We start from the raw sequence: 20,737 nt of genomic DNA on the forward strand, positions 1-20,737 counted from the left end.
GATATTACTGGTGCGAACGATGTCGCCAATTCGGTGCAGTTTGAGGTATGAGGAGACTATCTGGTGCTATAAATCAATGGTGTTGTATGGCTGGGGTACCTGGATTCGAACCAGGGAATGCTGGTATCAAAAACCAGTGCCTTACCGCTTGGCGATACCCCAATAACACAATTAATTTTTTACAGCTTCATCGGGAAAGATGGCTGGGGTACCTGGATTCGAACCAGGGAATGCCGGTATCAAAAACCGGTGCCTTACCGCTTGGCGATACCCCACCTGCTGTTTACACAACGACGAAAGAGATGGTGCGGGAGGCGAGACTTGAACTCGCACACCTTGCGGCGCTAGAACCTAAATCTAGTGCGTCTACCAATTTCGCCACTCCCGCAAAAAAAAGTGGTGGCTACGACGGGATTCGAACCTGTGACCCCATCATTATGAGTGATGTGCTCTAACCAACTGAGCTACGTAGCCATCTTTTTTGCGTTACCTTCATCGGCGTTGCGGGGCGCATTATGCGTATATGGTCGTTTTGCGTCAACTAATTTTTTCCCGAAAAAGCGACTGAGTGTGTTGTTTGTCTGGGTTGTGAACAGTCTGTCTATAAAATAGACAAATAAAAGAATTACTGCTGAAAAACATCAACAAAAGGGGGAGTCGTCTCCCCCATGAGATATCACTGATAGGCGGATTGGTGTACCCCTACCGCTCGGCCAGACGGGTCGTCCATCTTTTTGAAGGACTCATCCCATTCAATGGCTTTGGCCGATGAACAGGCGACGGAGGGGCCACCGGGAACACATTCGGCGGCGCTGGGCAGAGGGAATAACTGTTCGAAAATGTCACGATACAGGTAACCTTCTTTTGACGTCGGCGTATTGTATGGGAAGCGGAATTGAGCTGTTTCCAACTGTTGATCGCTGATCTGTTTGGCGGCCACTTCTTTTAAAGTATCAATCCAACTGTAGCCAACCCCATCAGAAAACTGCTCTTTCTGGCGCCAGGCGACGCTGGCTGGCAGATAAGACTCGAAACATTCACGGAGAATGTGTTTTTCCATTTTGCCGTTGCCGCACATTTTGTCTTTCGGGTTGATGCGCATGGCCACATCGAGAAATTTTTTGTCCAGGAAGGGAACACGGGCTTCGACTCCCCAGGCCGACATGGCTTTGTTGGCACGTGCACAGTCGTACATATGCAGTGCCAATAGCTTACGCACCGTCTCTTCATGGAACTCTTTAGCATTGGGGGCTTTATGGAAGTACAAATAACCGCCAAATACTTCATCGGCACCTTCCCCTGATAGCACCATTTTAATGCCCATCGCCTTGATTTTACGGGACATCAGGTACATCGGTGTTGAGGCGCGAATCGTGGTCACATCATAAGTTTCAATATGGTAAATCACATCACGGATGGCATCGAGCCCCTCTTGTACCGTGAAGTGAAGCTCATGGTGTACCGTGCCGAGGTGATTAGCCACCTGTTGTGCCGCTGCCAGATCCGGAGAACCCTCCAGGCCAACGGCAAAGGAGTGCAGTTGCGGCCACCAGGCTTCGCTACGCTCATCATCTTCCACACGACGGGCGGCATATTTTTTGGTAATGGCCGAGATCACGGAGGAATCCAGCCCGCCAGAAAGCAGCACCCCATAGGGGACATCGGACATCAGGTGGCTTTTCACTGACTCTTCCAATGCATCACGCAGTGCATCGGCGTCAGTGGTGTTATCGGCCACATTGGCAAAGTCGAACCAGTCGCGCTGATAATATTGGCGAATTTCTCCCTCTTGGCTCCAGAGATAGCTACCCGCCGGGAACTCTTTGATGCTGCGACATATCGGTACCAGCGCTTTCATTTCAGAAGCCACAAACAGGTTGCCATGTTCATCATGCCCCATATAGAGCGGGATGATACCCAGATGGTCACGACCAATCAGATAAGCATCTTTTTCTGCATCATAGAGGGCGAAGGCAAACATGCCCTGCAGTTCATCCAGAAAGGCCGGTCCTTGTTCCTGATACAGGGCCAGGATCACTTCACAGTCGGAAGCGGTTTGGAATGCATAACGGTCACTTAATTGCTGGCGCAATGCCTGGTGATTATAAATTTCCCCGTTAACTGCCAAAATATGGTTACCTGCCGCGTTGTAGAGCGGTTGAGCGCCATGATTCACATCAACAATCGACAGGCGTTCATGAGCAAGAATCGCTTTATCACTGGCATAGATACCGGACCAGTCAGGGCCGCGGTGGCGCATCAGGCGCGATAACTCCAACGCTTTTTTACGCAATTCAAGCGGATCAGACTTTAGATCGAGCACGCCAAAAATAGAACACATAATGACTCTCCTCATACTCTTGATAAATTGATACCTGATGTTATTCATCTGGCTGGGCCGTGGGCATGATGATCACCCCATGGCTTTACTGATGATGAAAATGCGGCTAAACCTGGGGTGAATGCAAGAGATTTAACTTTATGACGGAAAAAATTTAGCAGAGAGGATTTAAAATTAGCGAATATTCAGTTTTGAAGCTAAAAAACTATTGAATCGTTAATTTTTAAGTGGGGTGACCTGATTGCCTATGGTGCAGCCATGCCGCCATAAGCCATCAAGCCAGCCTGACTAAAAGATACTGATATCAGCGACGGAAGGGTAGATGTAGCTGGGGCGGAATGGCATGTTTTCAACATCGTTCAGTGTAGAAACACCCGATAACACCAGTACGGTGGCTAAACCCGCCTGGAAGCCAGCCAGAATATCGGTGCGCAGGTTATCGCCAATAATCACCGTGTCCTCTGAGTGCGCCTGCATTTTATTCAGTGCCGCACGGATAATCCACGGGCTGGGTTTACCCACGTAAAAAGGTTTACGTCCGGTGATCTTCTCAATAGGGGAGCAGAGTGCGCCGCAGGCAGGGACAAAACCGTGTCCATGGGTATCCGGATTGGTGGCAATAAAGCGCGCTCCATTACTGACGAAGTAGGCGGCTTTATGGATCATGTCCCAATTGTAAGAGCGAGTCTCACCAACGATAACAAAGTCCGGGTTGATGTCGGTAATGGTAAAACCGGCTTTGTAGAGTTCATGGATCAGCGCGCCTTCACCGACCACATAGGCTTTTTTACCTTCCTGACGGCGCAGAAAATCCGCCGTGGCCATGGCTGAAGTGTAAAACGCGCTTTCTGGTACTTCCAACCCGGCGGCGCTAAAACGGTTAGCGAGGTCTTGTGCGGTTTGCGAAGGGTAGTTAGTCAACACCACCAACGGCATTCCTTTTTCCTGAATGCGCGCCAGAAACAGATCGGCACCGGCAATCGGAGTATTGTCATGCAATAACACGCCGTCGATGTCACATATCACATTTTTAATCGTCATGGTGGCTGGTTCTCATAGTGATGGATCTTCCCCCGGCAACAGAGTTGCTATACCTATCGGCATTCAAGCTGTACGGTATTGGCCGCAACGTGGATGAACTTGGGTATACAAATATTGATGAGAAGCCATGCAGCGGTAGCCACAATAGCGGGTCATCAAGGCGGAAAGAGCAGAGCATAGCGGGTCTATATGCCCCCGACAATGGTTTAATCGATTTGTCGGCACGGGGCATGGCTGTAACCTGAATTAGTCATCGCAGATGGCGTGGCCTTCCAGTAATCGTTGTAGCAGTACGCCATTGAGCATTGCCCGTTTAACCAGGGCAAAAGCACCAATGGCGGAACGGTGATCGAGTGCTGAAGTGACCACCGGTAGATCCTTGCGGAACGCCTTTAGCACCTGGGTGTTGATACAGCGCTGAATAGCCGGTAGTAACACGTTCTTAGCTTCGATAATTTCGCCAGCAATCACCACTTTTTGCGGATTAAACAGGTTGATGGCGATGGCGACCGCTTTACCCAGGTAACGGCCAACATGTTCGATGACTTCACTGGCTAGGGGGTCACCCTGGTTGGCTGCTTTGCAGATAGCGCTGATACCGCAATCATCCGGCGTCAGTTTGCTGGGATAGCCCTGTGCCAGCAAGTGGCGCACGCGATGTTCGACAGCGGCATTGGCCGCGACAGTTTCCAGACAACCGAAATTACCGCAGTGGCAGCGCTCCCCCAACGGGTCGATTTGGATATGACCAATTTCACCCACGTTGCCATTGTTGCCGAGAAATATCTGGCCGTTAACGATGATCCCGGCCCCGGTACCCCGGTGCAGACGTACCAGAATGGAGTCTTCACAATCGCGAGTGGCGCCAAAATAGTGCTCGGCAAGGGCTAGGCTGCGGATATCGTGCCCGACAAAACTGGTGACGCTAAAACGCCGTTGCAGGCCGTCAACCAGTGCCCATTTGTTGACTGTGATATGTGGCATATAGTGAACGACGCCTAAAGCAGGGTCCACCAGACCGGGCAGAATAACCGCAATGGCGATCAGCTCGTGCAATTTGCGCTGATAACTAGCGAGAAACTGCTCAATGGCATGGAACAAGGCATTTTCCAGTGTTTCCTGTGTCCGTTCCGGCAAAGGATAGTGCTCCTCACCGAGGGACTTGCCGCTCATGTCATACAAGGTGATGGTGGCATCGTGCCGACCAAGACGGACCGCCACCGTATGAAAATGGCGGGTTTCAGTCACAATGGAAATAGCACGGCGTCCACCGGTAGAGGCTTGCTGTTCAACTTCTTTGATCAGCCCACGCTCCAATAGCTGGCGAGTAATTTTAGTGATGCTGGCGGGAGCAAGTTGGCTAAGTTCAGCAATCTGAATGCGTGAAATAGGGCCTTGCTGGTCAATCAGGCGATAAACTGCGGCGCCATTGAGTTGCTTAACTAAATCAATATTCCCTATCTGCGTCTGTCCGCCACTCTTCATCAATAGATTTGCTCGCTATTTGTCGCTGGATATCAATTATACCCGTCACCAATGAAGCTGAAGCGGTGTTGGCTACAGTTATTCGCCTCTTCCCTAAGGCCCACCCCGTTGTGGGGCCGCTGCAAGCAGCGTTAAAATCCGTTAGAAATCACTTCTCTGTGATTTTCTCTTCGGGCCTGGCTTTGCCGCGTTACTCGGCCTAAGCCAGGCCTCGCTCTAAAGAGCCAGCACAAGCGCGTTTTGTCTCGCAACTTCATTGGACTTGAGTATAAACCTCATGGCCGTTAACCCAGGTTTGCGTTACCTGGTAATCGCGGGTGAAGGCGGTCAGGTTGGCCACTTTGCCGGCGGTGATAGAACCCAAACGCCGCTCTACGCCAATGGCCCGTGCCGGATACAGTGTTGCCATACGCAGCGCTTCGTCCAGAGCGATACCCGCATGCTCCACGGTGTTACGCACCGCGTCGATCATCGTCAGAGCGGAACCACTTAGCGTACCGTTTTCATCAACACATAATCCATCACGATAGTATATGGTTTTGCCAGCAAAAATAAATTGGTCTATATCCGCTCCGGCAGGTGCGGTGGCATCTGTCACCAGCACCAATTTGTCACCTTTGAGCCGTTTGGCATTACGAATACTCGCCCAGGCGACATGGTAACCATCGGCTATGATACCGGTATAGACGTCTGGCGTATCAAAAATGGCCCCGACCAAGCCAGGTTCACGGCCAGTAATGTAGGGCATGGCATTGTAGAGGTGGGTGGCGAAGGTACACCCAGCCGCGAAGCCGTTACGCGCTTGCTGATAAGTGGCATTAGAGTGCCCGGAAGAAACTACAATACCGGCGTCCGCCAGTTGTTTAATCACTTGGGGCTCGACCATTTCCGGAGCCAAGGTCACTTTGGTGATGACATCGGCATTGGCCCACAGATAGTCGATCATCTCAGTGGTTGGCTGGCGGATAAACGCCGGGTTGTGCGTGCCTTTTTTTACCGGGCTCAGGTAGGGGCCTTCCAGGTGCAAACCCAGCGCTTGATTGGGATGCTTTTGCAGATAAGCACGCATAACATTGACGGCGTGCTTCATAAAATCGTCACTGCAGGTGATCAGCGTAGGCAGATAGCTGGTACAACCGGATTTCTCGTTGGCGCGCTGCATGATTTCCAGTGTTTCTTCTGAAATAGCGTCAAGGGAATCGTTAAATTGCACACCGCCACAGCCATTAAGCTGCACGTCAATAAAACCGGGGGCTAACATGGCACCACCCAGATCACGAGTTTCGATACCTTCCGGTAACTCAGCCAGTGGGCAGACCCGGTCAATCAGGCCACCAGCAACGACCACGGCATGGTCATCAAGTATATCGTGCCCAGTAAAGATCCGGCATTGGGTTAAAGCAAACATGTAGCCCCCTATAAAAATTTAAAGACTATTAACGCTTTCCGCTTCTAATTCGCGGAAGTATTTCACGGTTTTCACTTTCAGTTCCATAGTGGAAGGTTCATCACACACCACTACAGACTTAGGATGCAGTTGCAGGCAACTGATGGTCCACAGGTGGTTAATACAGCCTTCCACAGCAGCTTCCAGCGCCTGAGCTTTGCCACGGCCAGTCACCAGAATCATCACTTCTTCCGCATCCAACAGCGTACCCACACCCACCGTCAGGGCATACTTGGGTACCAGGCTGACATCACCGCCGAAGAAACGTGAGTTGGCAATACGCGTCTCTTCGGTCAGTGTTTTGATCCGGGTACGCGAAGCCAGAGAAGAAGCGGGTTCGTTAAAAGCAATGTGCCCATCAACCCCCACGCCCCCCATAAACAGGTTAACTTTACCGTAGGATTTCATTTTTTCTTCGTACAGACGGCACTCTTCGTTAACATCTGGCGCGTTACCGTCCAGCAGATTGATATTTTCATCTGGAATATCAATATGATCAAAGAAATTATTGTACATGAATGAGTGATAGCTTTCCGGGTGTTCCTGCGGCAGGCCGACATATTCATCCATATTAAAAGTGACCACGTGCTTGAAGCTGACTTCACCCGCTTTATGCATCGCAATCAGGTGTTTATAGGCTTCCAACGGGGTGCCACCAGTAGGTAGGCCAAGTACGAATGGGCGATCAGCCGTTGGGTTGAATGCATTAATCCGCTGGACGATGTGGCGTGCAGCCCATTTGCCGACGTGTGCGGTATCTTGTAGGGGGATCAGTCTCATTGTACACCTCTTGGTAGAATAAACCTTAGCCAGACCCGTGGTTATTCAAGTTGCAGCACCTGACTTTGCTATTGCCTTCCTGCAACGTGAATGAACTAGGGTATAATACTCTGTAAGCGTAACTTAGCTTTATGACGTTCGCGTAGGCATTACGCTCAGTGATTTTTTGTATGATAAAATAAGTTTTGTATTATGGCTAGCATTCTGCGGATTAAAGCGTGCTTTAAAGTGATTCAAATCACAAAAACAGCGGTTTTAATTTGCGATGCGAAATATTTTTTTTACACTCCATCATGCGTAATTAGCACCATACAAAATGATTTCTAAAAAGTAGTGAACTTGCTTAATAAACTACTAAATCAGGTCCGTTTGCGGACCAAATAGGGGGAAGGGTGAATATTCTTAGTTATCTACAAAAAATTGGCCGGGCCTTGATGGTTCCGGTGGCGACATTGCCAGCCGCCGCCATCTTGATGGGGGTGGGCTACTGGATTGATCCTGTCGGTTGGGGCGGTGACAACGCACTGGCTGCATTGCTGATCAAATCGGGTGCGGCGATTATCGACAATATGGCGGTGCTGTTTGCTGTGGGTGTGGCTTATGGCATGTCAAAAGATAAAGACGGGGCAGCGGCGCTGACCGGTTTTGTCGGCTTCCTGGTATTAACCACCCTGTGTTCACCGGCTGCGGTGTCGATGATCCAGAAAATCCCGGTTGATCAAGTACCGGTGGCATTTGGTAAAATTGAGAACCAGTTTGTGGGTATTCTGGTGGGGATCATCTCTGCTGAGGTTTATAACCGTTTCAGCGGTGTTGAACTGCCCAAAGCGCTGTCGTTCTTCAGTGGCCGCCGTTTAGTGCCTATTTTGATCTCCTTCCTGATGATTCTGGTTGCTTTTATCATGATGTACGTCTGGCCGGTAGTGTTTGGTGGCCTGGTGAACTTTGGTGAGCATATCCAGAAACTGGGTTCGGCGGGGGCGGGTATCTACGCCTTCTTTAACCGTTTATTAATTCCGGTTGGCTTACACCATGCCCTGAACTCGGTGTTCTGGTTTGATGTGGCTGGCATCAATGATATTCCTAACTTCCTGGGTGGTCAGCAATCCATTGAATCTGGCAAGGGCATTGTCGGAATTACTGGGCGTTATCAGGCTGGTTTCTTCCCGATCATGATGTTTGGTTTGCCGGGTGCCGCCTTGGCCATTTACCACTGTGCTCGCCCGGAGAATAAAGCCAAAGTGCTGGGGATTATGCTGGCAGGGGCGTTTGCTTCTTTCTTCACCGGTATCACCGAGCCGCTGGAGTTCTCCTTTATGTTTGTTGCCCCAGTACTGTATGTGATCCACGCAGTGCTAACGGGTATTTCGGTATTTATTGCCGCCAGTATGCAGTGGATTGCTGGTTTCGGATTCAGTGCGGGTCTGGTGGATATGTTCTTGTCAACACGCAATCCGCTGGCAACTCAGTGGTATATGCTGATACCGCAAGGTTTGGTGTTCTTTGCTATCTATTACGTGGTGTTCCGTTTCACTATCAGCAAGTTTAATCTGCTGACTCCAGGTCGTGAACTGGCGGTTGCCGGTGATGAGGCTGATGGTTATGACGTGGATACCAGCGTAAATAAAGATGAAAATGAAATCACCACTTTGGCACGCCGTTATGTGAGCGCCATTGGCGGCTCTGAAAACCTCACTGGCATTGATGCCTGTATTACTCGTCTGCGTCTGAATGTAAAAGATTCAGCACGGGTGAATGATGCCATGGCAAAACGTTTGGGTGCTTCGGGTGTGATTCGCCTGAATAAGCAAAGCGTGCAGATTATCGTCGGTACTCGTGCCGAACTGATCGCCAGCGCGATGCGTCAGGTGCTGGCAGCAGGCCCAGTTGCGGCAGCGGCTGACCCCGCAGTGGCTGCTGCTACGGCTGAAGTCAAACCGCAAGCGGTACTTAATACCAATAAAGTTCTGTTCCAAGCGCTGGTTGCCCCGGTTACCGGTGAAATTGTGGCACTGGACCAAGTGCCGGATGAGGCCTTCGCCAGTAAAGCGGTGGGTGACGGTGTGGCGATTCGCCCAACGGATAAAACCGTGGTGGCACCTGCAGATGGCACCGTGGTGAAGATTTTCAATACCAATCATGCCTTCTGCCTGGAAACTGAAAAAGGTGCAGAAATCGTGGTGCATATGGGTATCGACACCGTGGCGCTCAATGGTCAGGGCTTTAAACGCCTGGTCGAAGAAGGGGCGGTAGTGAAAGCCGGTCAGCCGATTCTGGAACTGGACCTGGATTACCTGAATGCCCATGCCCGCTCAATGATAAGCCCGGTGGTGGTCAGCAATGCTGATGATTATGCTGGGTTGACGGCCTTGGCCAGCGGCCATGTGGTTGCAGGTGAGACCAAACTGTTCGAAATCCAAAAATAAGTGGGTTAATCGTTTTGGGCACCTCATAAGGTGCCAATAACCTTGGCGGGAAAAGAGCGATCTTTTCCCGTTTTTTTATTTTTGATGCTGATAACCTGCTTTCTGGTGCAACAAACGGTTGTTTCCAACCGTGGCTTGTTGGAATATATGCGGTTATCAGTGGTGCGTTGTATTTGAGGAATCATGATATGAGTGAGGCAGAAGTCCGCCCAACCAATTTTATCCGTCAGATTATTGATGAAGATCTGGCGACCGGGAAGCACCAGTCGGTACATACTCGTTTCCCGCCAGAGCCGAATGGCTATTTGCATATCGGCCATGCTAAATCCATTTGCCTAAACTTTGGCATTGCCAAAGATTATCAAGGCCAATGTAATCTCCGTTTTGATGACACCAACCCGGTCAAAGAAGATATCGAGTTTGTTGACTCTATCAAGCAGGATGTCGAGTGGTTGGGCTTTAAATGGGACGGGGCGATTCGTTATTCCTCAGACTATTTCGATCAACTGCATCAGTATGCCGTTGAACTGATCAACAAGGGTTTAGCCTATGTTGATGAATTAACGCCAGAACAGATCCGTGAATATCGCGGTACCTTGACCGCACCGGGTAAAGACAGCCCCTATCGCAACCGTTCGGTTGCCGAGAACCTGGCGCTATTTGAAAAAATGCGCAATGGCGAGTTTGCCGAGGGCCAAGCCTGTTTGCGCGCGAAAATCGATATGGCATCGCCATTTATCGTGATGCGCGATCCGGTCATTTACCGTATCAAGTTTGCCCATCACCACCAGACCGCGAACAAGTGGTGTATCTATCCGATGTACGATTTCACCCACTGCATTTCCGATGCACTGGAGGAGATCACGCATTCGCTGTGTACACTGGAGTTCCAGGATAACCGCCGGCTGTACGACTGGGTGCTGGATAATATTTCTATCCCATGCCATCCGCGTCAGTATGAGTTCTCGCGACTCAATCTTGAGTACGCCATTATGTCCAAGCGCAAACTGAGCCAACTGGTATCAGAGAAGGTGGTGGAAGGTTGGGATGATCCCCGCATGCCGACCATTTCCGGGTTGCGCCGTCGTGGTTACACTGCCGCTTCTATTCGCGAGTTTTGCCTGCGTATTGGCGTAACCAAGCAGGATAATAACGTTGAGATGGCAGCACTGGAGTCCTGTATCCGTGAAGACCTCAATGAACATGCGCCGCGCGCCATGGCTGTGCTGGATCCGGTCAAAGTGGTGATTGAAAACATGTCGGATGCTGTGGAGACGCTGACCGTACCTAACCATCCGAACAAACCGGAAATGGGCTCACGGGAAGTGCCGTTCAGCCGTGAAGTTTATATTGATCGCGCTGACTTCCGTGAGGAAGCCAATAAGCAGTATAAGCGCCTGGTACTGGGGAAAGAGGTTCGCCTGCGTAACGCCTATGTCATCAAAGCGGAGCGTATAGAGAAAGATGCTGCGGGTGAGATCACCACCATTTTTTGTACCTACGACCCGCAAACCCTGGGTAAAGATCCTGCTGATGGCCGCAAGGTGAAAGGGGTGATTCATTGGGTTTCTGTAGCCCATGCCATACCCGCAGAAATTCGCCTGTATGATCGCTTGTTCAGTGTGGCTAACCCGGGGGCGGCAGAGGATTTCCTCTCTACCATTAATCCGCAATCACTGGTGATCAAGCCAGGTTTTGTTGAAGCCAGTCTGTGCACTGCCGAGCCAGAAAACGCCTATCAGTTTGAACGTGAAGGTTATTTCTGTGCTGATAGCCGCTATTCCTCAGCGGATCATCTGGTATTTAACCGGACGGTGGGTTTGCGTGATACCTGGGCCAAGATGGATATATAATCCGGCTGAAACGGGTAACAGCGCGGTCCCTTATGGGCTGCGCTGTCATTCAGTCAATAGGCTTGCGGTTTAAAGGACATCTTAAATGGAACAGCAAACAGCATCGCTGCTTGCTTAAAGGGAACAGCCTGATAGAGATCGGTTATTTCTCGCTGTGCAGTGCTTCATTGTTACGGCAATCACCGGTTTCACAATGACCATACAGGTATAAACTGTGGTTGGTGAGTTTAATATTATACCGTTTGGCGATATCCCGTTGGCGTGCCTCAATGGACTCGTCACTAAACTCGATCACTTTGCCGCAATCCAGGCAAATTAGGTGGTCGTGATGATGTTGCTGGGTTAATTCGAAGACTGACTTGCCACCTTCAAAACTGTGACGGGTGACAATACCGGCATCATCAAACTGATTGAGTACCCGATAAACCGTAGCCAGACCAATCTCTTCCCCGAGGTCGATCAGTTTTTTGTACAGGTCTTCAGCACTGACGTGATGACATTTTGGATCCTGCAGTATTTCAAGGATTTTAAGTCGTGGAAGCGTGACTTTTAAGCCGGCTTTTTTCAATGCGCTATTGTTATCAGTCATGCGGGTTCAGTCCTGTTATTATGCTAATCAAACACGGTACTAATCAATGCTGAGCAGTTCCCGCTTATGATGCCGGGCTGGCGCAAAGACGTAATTGCGTCTCATTATAGAACCGGTTGACGTAAATAGGAACCGCTGGTTGTTCACAAAGGTCTGGTTGTTCGCAAAGGCCTAGTTGTTCACCAATGTATTGTTCACCAAGGTATGGCTCACCCAGGCCTCTCTGCACGTGACTTGGTTGATTTAACCGACAAAGTGGTGGTTTTGGGCTTTATCGCAGCGGTCATCTTACGCCAAGAGGCCCTGTAGAGCCTCTTGCTGCGGTCAACGTATCAATTGTTGAACCGGTTTGGTGCAATCCAGGCTTAACCGATGATCTCCGCCAGGCTGAGTTCTTCACAGATCTGTTGGACCCAGGCTGCTACGCGCTCGTTGGTTAATTCAGGTTGACGATCTTCATCAATGGCTAGACCAATAAAGTGGTTGTCGTCTGCTAACCCCTTAGAGGCTTCGAAATGGTAACCCTTGGTTGGCCAGTTACCGACAATCACTGCACCGCGTGGTTCAATGATATCGCGCAGTGTCCCCATCGCATCGCAGAAATACTCTGCATAGTCTTCTTGATCACCGCAGCCGAATAGCGCCACCAACTTACCGTTGAAGTCAACCTCTTCCAGTGTGGGAAAGAAATCATCCCAGTCACATTGCGCTTCGCCGTAATACCAAGTGGGGATCCCGAACAGCAGAATATCAAATGCGGCCAGATCTTCTTTGCTGCTTTTGGCGATGTCGTGAAGTTCTGCAACATCGTTACCGTATTTTTGATGGAGGGTCTTCTGGATCATCTTGGCAATGTTTTCGGTATTGCCAGTATCGCTGCCAAAGAAAATACCTACATGAGCCATATTGCGAATAACCTTTTAATTCAATTTGTTGTGTTGCTTAAATGTGGTGTGAGATTTACCTGAGGCATCGTCTCCACCCGTAAATAGACCCCTATCATGCCAGAGATTTACCCTGCGGTTATATCACATTTATGTGATGCTCTGGGCTATAGGGGTACTGGCATCACCGTTCATGCTTCAGGCTGTTCTTCTGCCAGTTGTGTTAACAGCATTTGTTCAATTAACTCACTGCGGCTGATATTGCGCAGATCCGCCAGTTTATTCAACGCATCCACGGCCTCGGCGTTGATTTTCAGTTCTACACGCCGTAATCCCCGTACTTTGTCACGCCGTAGTTGATTGCGCTTATTGATCTTAAGCTGTTCATCACGGGAAAGCGGGTTGGTTTTCGGGCGTCCCGGGCGGCGTTCATCTGCAAACAGATCTAGCGTTGTACGGTCCGTATATTCTTTTGCCATTATTGCTTTACTGCAAAGGAGTTGGTATCAAAAAACGTTTTCACGCTTCCAGACGGTTTGGTTAACACCAATACCCTGGTCTATTCAACAAATTGAATTATACCTAGGATAGCGCGCCATCTTACCCTAGCAGGGGGAATGACGACAATGCTTAACTTGGCTTGCAACAGCCTAGTTCATTGGGCTGGAGAGATATCGTCATCGTCCTTCAGGGTTGGTCAATAAAACGGTGGATGGCCCTTAATACGGCTTCGGGTTTTTCTGCATGTACCCAATGGCCGCAACCCGCGACCACGTAAGAACGGGCCTGCGGAAACTGGCTGGCGATGTGGTCGCGATAGCTATCCTGAATATAAGGGGAGAGTGCACCACGGATAAACAGGATAGGATGCGGCCAGGTGGGCACCTCCTGCCAGCCGATAATTGAGGGATATTGCGCCATCAGTACCGGCAAATTGAAGCGCCAACTGCCAGCCTGGAAAGACTTTAGCAAGAACTGGATCACCCCTTCTTCCGGCAATATCTCGCGCATCCGCTGAGCCGCTTGTTGGCGCTGGGTTATCCCTGCCTCGCTGACGGCCTGTAGTGCATGGAACACTTTATCGTGGCGGCGGGTGTGCTGGTAGTCGACGGGTGCGATATCAATCACCACCAAGCGGTCAATTCGCTCAGGGGCAAGCGCCGTCAGTGCCATAGCCACCTTCCCCCCCATGGAGTGGCCGATGACAATGGCTTTCTCTATTTGCAAATCGTCTAACAGCGTGAGCAGATCTTGCGCCATGGCCTGATAAGTCATCTCTGCCGCGCGGGGAGAAAGCCCATGATTGCGTAGATCGACTTTAATGACGTTATGTTGATGATTGAGGTCACGTGCCAATATGCCAAGATTATCCAGGTTACCGAACAGGCCGTGCAGGAGTATCACTGGCAGATTGGTGGGGGTTGCCACCTCTGCCGTGAGCAATTGATAGTGTAATTTCATGGGAAAACCGGTGCATTAGAAATAGGGGGTCAGCTTATCATAACCTCACTCACAATTGCCGTGGGTAAAGTTGGATGTCAGTCTAGAGTCTGTTACTCTAATTCAAGTTGGTGAAACACTATAAAACCAGATGGTTACCAAATGGTAGGTTTTACGCCTTGGCATATTGCAATATGCGAGGTAACCACGTTGTGCTGCCACCCCGGCGGTTTGCAATAAAACGAACATGAAAAATTATAAAATCTAATAGAATCACTGTATTGGGTGAAAATGAAAACGATTGAAGTCGACGAGGATCTTTACCGCTATATTGCCAGCCATACGCAGCATATTGGGGAAAGTGCGTCTGATATTTTACGGCGTATGCTGAAGTTTACTGGCGAGCAGCCTGAGCCTATCGCTCCCATTACTGCAGGCCAACCGGTGGTGGTTGCCACTCAGAAGCAACGCTCGCTTGATCCGCTGCGTGTGATGCGCGAACTGTTGCGGTCAGAGGAATATGCACAACAACACAAAGCAGTAAATCGCTTTCTGCTACTACTGTCCACTTTGTACCGGTTGGATGCGGCTGATTTTTCCGCCGCAACGGAAGCCCTGCGCGGCCGTACCCGCACTTATTTTGCTGGCGATCAGCAAACTTTGCTGGCCAATGGTACGCATACCAAACCAAAACAGGTTCCAGGGACACCCTATTGGGTGATCACCAACACCAATACTGGCCGCAAACGCAGTATGATCGAACATATCATGCAAGCCATGCAGTTCCCGGTGGAGCTGATCGAAAAAGTTTGCGATACCATCTAATTTAGCAATCAGCCCGTCATGGTGGTCTGCAAGCGACTTATTGCCCGGCCACAGACTGGCATATTAGGGAGAGAGTCTATGGCGAATGACCCACGTGCTGGGCAACCAGCCCAACAAAGTGATTTGATCAACGTTGCCCAACTGACATCGCAATACTATGTGCTGCAACCGGAAGCCGGTAACCCAGCCCATGCGGTAAAATTTGGTACTTCAGGGCATCGTGGCAGTGCGTTACGTCAGAGTTTTAACGAAGCCCATATTTTGGCTATCGCCCAGGCGATTGCTGAAATGCGTAAGCAACTGGATATTCATGGCCCTTGCTATGTGGGCAAGGATACCCACGCTTTGTCTGAGCCAGCGTTTATTTCCGTGTTGGAAGTCTTAACCGCCAACGGTGTGGATGTGGTGGTGCAGGAAAATAATGGCTTTACCCCAACGCCAGCGGTGTCTCACGCCATTTTATGCTACAACCGCCAGGGCGGAGCGCAGGCTGATGGTATTGTCATCACGCCTTCGCACAATCCACCAGAAGATGGCGGCATTAAATATAATCCACCTAATGGTGGCCCAGCGGATACCAACCTGACGTCAGTGATCGAAAAACGTGCCAACGAGCTGTTAGCCCATCATTTGCAAGGTGTGCAGCGCCAATCGCTGGCAAAAGCCTGGAACAGTGGTCATCTGCATGCGCAGGATCTGGTACAGCCTTATGTCGCCGGGTTGGTGGATGTGGTTGATATGCCAGCGATTCAGCGTGCGGGTCTGAAGCTAGGAGTTGATCCATTAGGTGGTTCTGGAATCGCCTACTGGCAACGCATTGCTGAACACTACAAACTGGATCTCACGCTGGTTAATGACTCCATCGACCAGACATTCCGTTTTATGCATCTCGACCATGATGGCATCATCCGTATGGACTGTTCATCCGAGTCTGCCATGGCGGGTTTACTGGCCCTGCGCGATAAGTTTGAACTGGCGTTTGCCAATGATCCCGATTATGACCGCCACGGTATTGTCACCCCGGCTGGCTTGATGAACCCTAACCATTACCTGGCGGTTGCCATTAATTATCTGTTCCAGCACCGTCCACAGTGGGGAGCCGATGTTGCCGTGGGCAAAACCTTGGTTTCCAGCGCTATGATTGACCGCGTGGTGGCAGATCTGGGCCGTAAGCTGGTGGAAGTGCCAGTCGGCTTCAAATGGTTTGTTGATGGCTTGTTTGATGGCAGCTTTGGTTTTGGTGGTGAAGAGAGTGCCGGGGCTTCATTCTTGCGCTTTAACGGTACGCCTTGGTCGACAGATAAAGACGGCATTATCATGTGCTTACTAGCAGCAGAAATCACCGCCGTCACCGGTGAGAACCCGCAATATCATTATAACCAGTTAGCCAAACGCTTTGGTGCTCCGAGTTATAACCGTATTCAGGCACCGGCAACTGCCGCGCAGAAAGCGGCACTCTCCAAGTTGTCACCAGAAATGGTGCAAGCCAGCACCTTGGCGGGAGACCCTATTACCGCGCGCCTGACTACGGCACCGGGTAACGGTGCTTCCATTGGCGGCCTGAAAGTGATGACCGACAATGGCTGGTTTGCGGCTCGGCCTTCCGGCACAGAAGAGGCGTACAAAATCTACTGTGAAAGTTTCCTCGGTGCTCAGCATCGCGAGAAAATCGAACACGAAGCGGTTGAAATTGTTAGCGCAGTATTGGCCGGCGCGAAATAGAGTCTATCTTTCTGGCTATGCAGGTTGCAGCCCCACTGCTGCAACCTGTACCTCTCATACTTCAAGTTGCTTGGGTGTTGGCTGCCTTCGTTCACCCCAGTCACATAGTTATCTATGCTCCCGGGGATTCGCTCATTTGCCGCCTACAAGCAAATCGAATTATTTTGGGTATACATGAAATCAAAACACCTGAATCACCCCTGACTGGGGATGCCGCATCAGGCTGACTTCGATACCAAATACCGTCTTCACTGCCGCAGGCGTCAATACCTGTTCTGGAGAGCCCTCAGCATAACAGCGCCCCTGATGGAGAAGGATCAAGCGGTCAGCATAGCGGGCAGCCAGATTCAGATCATGCAGGATTACCAGCACGGCATGCCCCAGGCGCGCATAGTCGCTCACCTGTTGCAGTATCTGATGCTGGTATTTCAGATCGAGCGCGGAGGTCGGTTCATCCAGTAACAGTAAATTGGGCTGGCCGGTGGCGGTGTCATCCTGTAATTGCGCCAAGACCCGGGCTAAATGCACCCGTTGTTTTTCCCCTCCGGAAAGCGCGGGGTAAGGGCGCTCAGCCAGATGTGTGGCCCCAACTTGTGCCAGGCAATGATCGGCGATACGCCGGTCTGCTTGTTGTCCGCTACGGTGTGGCAGGCGCCCTAACTGCACCACTTCATGACACAAAAAATCGAAATTCAGCGAAGATGACTGGGGTAAAATAGCCAGCCGTTTGGCTAACGCAGCACGTTGCCAATGTTGGCGTGGTTGCCCGAGGATCTCGATGTCTCCCTCATAGGGCAACTCACCGCCAATGCTATTGAATAGACTCGACTTGCCAGCGCCGTTACTGCCGAGGATGGCACTTAGGGTACCAGCTTGTAACGTTAAGTTAATCTCTTGCAGGATTGGCCGGTTGCCACGACGCAGACTCAGATTACGCACGCTAAGTGCAGTGGTCATGGCAGGCTCCTTTTTTGTTGCAATAATAACCAGAGAAAGAAAGGTGCACCGAGTAGGGCGGTGATAATACCGATCGGAATTTCTGCCGGAGGTGCCAGCAAACGAGCACCCACATCAGCCAGTAACAACAAAATGGCGCCCCATAAGGCACTTAATGGCAGTAAGTGGCGGTAATCTGGGCCACAAACCAGACGGACCAGATGCGGGATAACCAGCCCGACAAACCCGATCATGCCTGCAACGGCAACACCGATACCGATGCCCATGGCACAACTGACGATCAGATACCGTTTCAGCGGTTCAACCGCAATGCCCAGATGGCGTGCTTCAGATTCCCCGAGCAGTAACGCATTTAATGCCGGTGCCTGCCGCTGAAAATAAACCAACAGCAGCAGCGCGGTGCTACCTGCAAGTGCGACCGAATGCCAACGAGCACCCGCCAGGGAGCCCATTTGCCACAAACTCAAATCACGCAGTTGCTGATCACTGGCGAGGTAACTCAACAGTCCTAGCCCGGCAAAGGCCATAGCACTGATAGCAATACCGGCCAGCAGGATCAGCGTCATGGAAGTACCAAAAGGCGAGCGCCCGATACGATAGACCAGCAAGGTGGTAAGCATACCGCAGATGAAGGCACTCAGTGCGTTGTAACCCAAGCTTACCCATTCAGGTAGCTGAGCAAGGGGGGGAAGTTTGCTACTAAACAGCGGCAATAACACAATAGCTACCCCAGCCCCCAGCGCGGCCCCACCACTGACCCCAATAATGCCCGGATCCGCTAACGGATTACGAAACAAGCCTTGCAGAACGGCACCACAGAGTGCCAGTAATGCCCCGACGCTGATGGCTAAGAGTGCCCGCGGCAGGCGGATGTTTTGTACGATCAGCGTTGCCATCTCATTTTCAGTACCGGAGGGCAGTAACGCCTGTAGGGCATCTTTCAGAGGGAGCACCACCGGGCCATACAATAGCGTGACAAACAGTACCACCACGAGCAGCGCCAATCCTGCCAGTAACAACAGTGGAGTAGAGGCGCGACGCATTATTGTGCCCCGACCACTTGCAGTAATTGCTCTTGCAGACGCTGGGCTTCATCAATGGTACTCAGCCCCGCGCCACCCAATAAGGCTTTACCATTGACGAGCATGACATTTTTATTTTTTCCGGCAGGAGTCGCTTCCAGCAGCGGATAGTGTTTGAACACCTCCGTGGCACCGTGGTTGCCATGACGCGCACTGATTAAAATCACATCCGGCTGCATCTGCAGTAAGTTTTCAGCGGAAATGGTCTGGTAATTGCGCAGGTGATGAGCCGGATTCACCCCGCCTGCCAGCGTGATTAACGTATTAGCAGTACTGCCTTGACCAGCGATCATTGCCGGGCGCCCTTCATGAATCAGCAGGAAAATAACCCGTGGCTGCTTTTTATTGGCCAGTTGTTGGGCCCTTGCTTTCAGGGTGTCGAGTTGTTGTTGGGTCTGTTGGTGCAGGCGTTCCCCCGCTGCGGGCTGATTGATCTGCAGGGCAATCAGATCAATGTTAGACAGAACACCATCAATGTTGTCACTGTCTGGTAACACCGTGACGGTCACGCCCGCCTGGCGGACGCTGTCCAGCGTGGAAGTCGGGGCCATTTCGCTACTGCCAATCAATAGGTCAGGGCGTAGTGCCAGAATACCTTCTGCCGGCAACTGGCGGATATAACCGAGTTTAGCGGCGGAGACTTCTTTGGGTAACACGCTGCTGTTATCGGTGCCGACAATCTCTTGTTGTGCCCCTAGCGCCACCACAATTTCAGTGATCGCCGGTCCGGCGGTGATCAGGCGCTGGGCATAAAGTGAACTGCTGAAAACGAAGGTTATGATTAAAATCAGTGAATGTCTCATGGTGTGCCTTTGGTTAAGATATGGGCGGCTGGAATTTGTTGCTGCTGTAATAGATTGAGCAGATTTAATAAATTTTCATTACGTGCATTACGGTCGGTGATAATCACGATTTCAGGCCGTGCCGTTGACGAGGCGGCGAGAGTGGTAATTTGTGAGCGAAACTGATCCCAGTCGCTGTAACGTTGTTCATCAATACCCCAGTAAGGTGGGTCAGCAAACAGGTTTAAGGTCATGGTGTGACTGGCGGGTGCCGTGGCAGGTTGGGCATTATCCACCTGGGGCAGATCGATATTCATCTGACGTAATGGCATATTGGCCGTCAGCAACAGAAACACCAGGACGATAAAAATGATGTCCAACAAGGCGGTCAGATCAATGGCGATGGGGTTTTGTTGCTGGGGGGAATGGGAGCGAATCATGCCATTGACTCCCCGTGCAGGGTAATCCCGTCCAGCCACAAATTATAGTGATTCATTTCCAGCTCGGTGGTGTGCATGATGCGGTCCACCCAGGCAGTGAGCAGATGAGCACCAATCAGTGCTGGCAACGCAATAAACAAACCCGCCGCAGTGGTATACATGGCGATACCGAGCCCATTGGCAAGTAATGCCGGTGTAACAGGCTGGATGCTGGTACTGAGATCCTGGAACATCTGAATCAGACCTAAAATGGTCCCCAGCAAACCTAATAATGGGCTGACTGCCCCCATTAACGACAAAATTTTAATGCCATGGGTTAATTGCTTACGTTGCTGCTGTAACCACAACCCGGCAATCTCCTCCCGCAATGCTTTGCCGGTACGACGGTGATTAATCAACAGGTAAATACCTTGCCATAGCAGCGAACGCCGGTAATTGGCGGATAAGGCTTGCAGCGTGCTTTCTTCCACCGGGCGGTTAAGTGCCAGTTGCTGATGCAATGCATGACGTTGCAAACGGCTGATCAGCAATAAGCGCCAAACCCGGTCAAGCAGGATCACACTGGTGACAAAAGAGCAGATGAGCAAAGGCCATGTCATCGCCCCTAGCTGTTGCTCAAGCTGAGAAAAGATCATATTGATTA

18 protein-coding genes and 4 tRNA genes are annotated in these 20,737 nt (G+C 50.8%); 4 read left to right on the forward strand and 18 right to left on the reverse strand.

Translation table 11 applies throughout. The features are described from left to right. Positions 1 to 87: 87 nt before the first annotated feature. The 9 genes from AC2A06_RS01475 to nagB form a co-directional block, all read right to left on the reverse strand. Positions 88 to 162: transfer RNA gene (locus AC2A06_RS01475), tRNA-Gln, on the reverse strand. Positions 163 to 200: 38 nt separating this feature from the next. After that, positions 201 to 275, reverse strand: a tRNA-Gln gene (locus AC2A06_RS01480). A 28-nt stretch (positions 276 to 303) separates the two neighbouring features. Beyond that, positions 304 to 388 (reverse strand) — tRNA-Leu (locus AC2A06_RS01485). 9 nt (positions 389 to 397) lie between these two features. Beyond that, a tRNA-Met gene (locus tag AC2A06_RS01490) sits at positions 398 to 474 on the reverse strand. A gap of 202 nt (positions 475 to 676) precedes the next feature. After that, the gene (asnB, locus tag AC2A06_RS01495) at positions 677 to 2,341 is read right to left on the reverse strand and encodes an asparagine synthase B (RefSeq protein ID WP_484379120.1); all 1,665 of its coding nucleotides are present in this window, start codon (positions 2,339 to 2,341) and stop codon (positions 677 to 679) included. A 288-nt stretch (positions 2,342 to 2,629) separates the two neighbouring features. Next, on the reverse strand, positions 2,630 to 3,382 hold the full coding sequence (locus AC2A06_RS01500) for an HAD-IIA family hydrolase (protein WP_484379121.1): 753 nt from the start codon (positions 3,380 to 3,382) through the stop codon (positions 2,630 to 2,632). 246 nt (positions 3,383 to 3,628) lie between these two features. Next, the gene (gene nagC, locus AC2A06_RS01505) at positions 3,629 to 4,867 is read right to left on the reverse strand and encodes a DNA-binding transcriptional regulator NagC (RefSeq protein WP_484379122.1); all 1,239 of its coding nucleotides are present in this window, start codon (positions 4,865 to 4,867) and stop codon (positions 3,629 to 3,631) included. A 253-nt stretch (positions 4,868 to 5,120) separates the two neighbouring features. Then, positions 5,121 to 6,275, reverse strand: coding sequence for an N-acetylglucosamine-6-phosphate deacetylase (gene nagA, locus AC2A06_RS01510; protein ID WP_484379123.1), 1,155 nt, complete (start codon positions 6,273 to 6,275; stop codon positions 5,121 to 5,123). An 18-nt stretch (positions 6,276 to 6,293) separates the two neighbouring features. Further along, positions 6,294 to 7,094, reverse strand: a complete 801-nt coding sequence (nagB, locus tag AC2A06_RS01515) for a glucosamine-6-phosphate deaminase (RefSeq protein ID WP_023490631.1) — start codon at positions 7,092 to 7,094, stop codon at positions 6,294 to 6,296. A 392-nt stretch (positions 7,095 to 7,486) separates the two neighbouring features. On the opposite strand from nagB, the gene nagE reads away from it, so the two are divergent. Further along, the gene (nagE, locus tag AC2A06_RS01520) at positions 7,487 to 9,520 is read left to right on the forward strand and encodes an N-acetylglucosamine-specific PTS transporter subunit IIBC (protein ID WP_484379124.1); all 2,034 of its coding nucleotides are present in this window, start codon (positions 7,487 to 7,489) and stop codon (positions 9,518 to 9,520) included. Between the two features lie 188 nt (positions 9,521 to 9,708). After that, on the forward strand, positions 9,709 to 11,373 hold the full coding sequence (gene glnS / locus AC2A06_RS01525; RefSeq protein WP_484379125.1) for a glutamine--tRNA ligase: 1,665 nt from the start codon (positions 9,709 to 9,711) through the stop codon (positions 11,371 to 11,373). A 142-nt stretch (positions 11,374 to 11,515) separates the two neighbouring features. On the opposite strand, the gene fur is transcribed toward glnS, so the two are convergent. The 4 genes from fur to ybfF all read right to left on the reverse strand — a co-directional run bounded on the left by fur (position 11,516) and on the right by ybfF (position 14,307). Beyond that, complete coding sequence (fur, locus tag AC2A06_RS01530; protein ID WP_023490634.1) at positions 11,516 to 11,962, reverse strand: ferric iron uptake transcriptional regulator; 447 nt, start codon at positions 11,960 to 11,962, stop codon at positions 11,516 to 11,518. Between the two features lie 365 nt (positions 11,963 to 12,327). Next, positions 12,328 to 12,867: a flavodoxin FldA gene (gene fldA, locus AC2A06_RS01535; protein ID WP_023490635.1), complete on the reverse strand. Its 540-nt coding sequence runs from the start codon at positions 12,865 to 12,867 to the stop codon at positions 12,328 to 12,330. Positions 12,868 to 13,037: 170 nt separating this feature from the next. Next, positions 13,038 to 13,325 carry a LexA regulated protein gene (ybfE, locus tag AC2A06_RS01540; RefSeq protein ID WP_473195722.1) on the reverse strand — a complete coding sequence of 96 codons (288 nt, stop codon included), beginning with the start codon at positions 13,323 to 13,325 and terminating at the stop codon, positions 13,038 to 13,040. A gap of 208 nt (positions 13,326 to 13,533) precedes the next feature. Continuing rightward, complete coding sequence (gene ybfF / locus AC2A06_RS01545; RefSeq protein WP_484379126.1) at positions 13,534 to 14,307, reverse strand: esterase; 774 nt, start codon at positions 14,305 to 14,307, stop codon at positions 13,534 to 13,536. A gap of 270 nt (positions 14,308 to 14,577) precedes the next feature. Here ybfF and seqA point away from each other — a divergent pair, with 270 nt between their 5' ends. Both seqA and pgm read left to right on the forward strand, forming a co-directional pair. Next, positions 14,578 to 15,111 carry a replication initiation negative regulator SeqA gene (seqA, locus tag AC2A06_RS01550; protein ID WP_473195720.1) on the forward strand — a complete coding sequence of 178 codons (534 nt, stop codon included), beginning with the start codon at positions 14,578 to 14,580 and terminating at the stop codon, positions 15,109 to 15,111. A 78-nt stretch (positions 15,112 to 15,189) separates the two neighbouring features. Beyond that, positions 15,190 to 16,833 carry a phosphoglucomutase (alpha-D-glucose-1,6-bisphosphate-dependent) gene (gene pgm / locus AC2A06_RS01555; protein ID WP_473195719.1) on the forward strand — a complete coding sequence of 548 codons (1,644 nt, stop codon included), beginning with the start codon at positions 15,190 to 15,192 and terminating at the stop codon, positions 16,831 to 16,833. 180 nt (positions 16,834 to 17,013) lie between these two features. On the opposite strand, the gene AC2A06_RS01560 is transcribed toward pgm, so the two are convergent. Genes AC2A06_RS01560 through AC2A06_RS01580 form a run of 5 tightly spaced genes read right to left on the reverse strand, consistent with a single transcriptional unit; the run spans position 17,014 to position 20,729 of the window. Then, positions 17,014 to 17,790 (reverse strand): heme ABC transporter ATP-binding protein, encoded by a 777-nt coding sequence (locus AC2A06_RS01560; RefSeq protein WP_484379127.1) that lies wholly within the window; start codon positions 17,788 to 17,790, stop codon positions 17,014 to 17,016. Then, the gene (locus AC2A06_RS01565) at positions 17,787 to 18,833 is read right to left on the reverse strand and encodes a FecCD family ABC transporter permease (RefSeq protein ID WP_473195717.1); all 1,047 of its coding nucleotides are present in this window, start codon (positions 18,831 to 18,833) and stop codon (positions 17,787 to 17,789) included. The genes AC2A06_RS01560 and AC2A06_RS01565 overlap by 4 nt, the downstream gene beginning before the upstream one ends. Further along, positions 18,833 to 19,675, reverse strand: a complete 843-nt coding sequence (locus AC2A06_RS01570; protein WP_484379128.1) for a heme/hemin ABC transporter substrate-binding protein — start codon at positions 19,673 to 19,675, stop codon at positions 18,833 to 18,835. Before AC2A06_RS01570 ends, AC2A06_RS01565 begins: the two co-directional genes overlap by 1 nt. After that, on the reverse strand, positions 19,672 to 20,094 hold the full coding sequence (locus AC2A06_RS01575) for an ExbD/TolR family protein (protein WP_484379129.1): 423 nt from the start codon (positions 20,092 to 20,094) through the stop codon (positions 19,672 to 19,674). Before AC2A06_RS01575 ends, AC2A06_RS01570 begins: the two co-directional genes overlap by 4 nt. Next, entirely contained in the window at positions 20,091 to 20,729 is a 639-nt protein-coding gene (locus AC2A06_RS01580; RefSeq protein WP_484379130.1) for a MotA/TolQ/ExbB proton channel family protein, read from the reverse strand. The genes AC2A06_RS01575 and AC2A06_RS01580 overlap by 4 nt, the downstream gene beginning before the upstream one ends. Between the last annotated feature and the right edge of the window lie 8 nt (positions 20,730 to 20,737).

The sequence above is a fragment of the Serratia sp. HNCC26DJ244 genome (assembly GCF_057180565.1).

Coding starts and splice junctions, on each gene's coding strand:
- AC2A06_RS01570 (WP_484379128.1), bottom strand. CDS start 19,675: ATGAGACATTCACTGATTTTAATCATAACCTTCGTTTTCAGCAGTTCA.
- fur (WP_023490634.1), bottom strand. CDS start 11,962: ATGACTGATAACAATAGCGCATTGAAAAAAGCCGGCTTAAAAGTCACG.
- nagC (WP_484379122.1), bottom strand. CDS start 4,867: ATGAAGAGTGGCGGACAGACGCAGATAGGGAATATTGATTTAGTTAAG.
- glnS (WP_484379125.1), top strand. CDS start 9,709: ATGAGTGAGGCAGAAGTCCGCCCAACCAATTTTATCCGTCAGATTATT.
- AC2A06_RS01500 (WP_484379121.1), bottom strand. CDS start 3,382: ATGACGATTAAAAATGTGATATGTGACATCGACGGCGTGTTATTGCAT.
- AC2A06_RS01565 (WP_473195717.1), bottom strand. CDS start 18,833: ATGCGTCGCGCCTCTACTCCACTGTTGTTACTGGCAGGATTGGCGCTG.
- nagA (WP_484379123.1), bottom strand. CDS start 6,275: ATGTTTGCTTTAACCCAATGCCGGATCTTTACTGGGCACGATATACTT.
- AC2A06_RS01560 (WP_484379127.1), bottom strand. CDS start 17,790: ATGACCACTGCACTTAGCGTGCGTAATCTGAGTCTGCGTCGTGGCAAC.
- AC2A06_RS01575 (WP_484379129.1), bottom strand. CDS start 20,094: ATGATTCGCTCCCATTCCCCCCAGCAACAAAACCCCATCGCCATTGAT.
- pgm (WP_473195719.1), top strand. CDS start 15,190: ATGGCGAATGACCCACGTGCTGGGCAACCAGCCCAACAAAGTGATTTG.
- fldA (WP_023490635.1), bottom strand. CDS start 12,867: ATGGCTCATGTAGGTATTTTCTTTGGCAGCGATACTGGCAATACCGAA.
- AC2A06_RS01580 (WP_484379130.1), bottom strand. CDS start 20,729: ATGATCTTTTCTCAGCTTGAGCAACAGCTAGGGGCGATGACATGGCCT.
- ybfF (WP_484379126.1), bottom strand. CDS start 14,307: ATGAAATTACACTATCAATTGCTCACGGCAGAGGTGGCAACCCCCACC.
- seqA (WP_473195720.1), top strand. CDS start 14,578: ATGAAAACGATTGAAGTCGACGAGGATCTTTACCGCTATATTGCCAGC.
- nagB (WP_023490631.1), bottom strand. CDS start 7,094: ATGAGACTGATCCCCCTACAAGATACCGCACACGTCGGCAAATGGGCT.
- ybfE (WP_473195722.1), bottom strand. CDS start 13,325: ATGGCAAAAGAATATACGGACCGTACAACGCTAGATCTGTTTGCAGAT.
- asnB (WP_484379120.1), bottom strand. CDS start 2,341: ATGTGTTCTATTTTTGGCGTGCTCGATCTAAAGTCTGATCCGCTTGAA.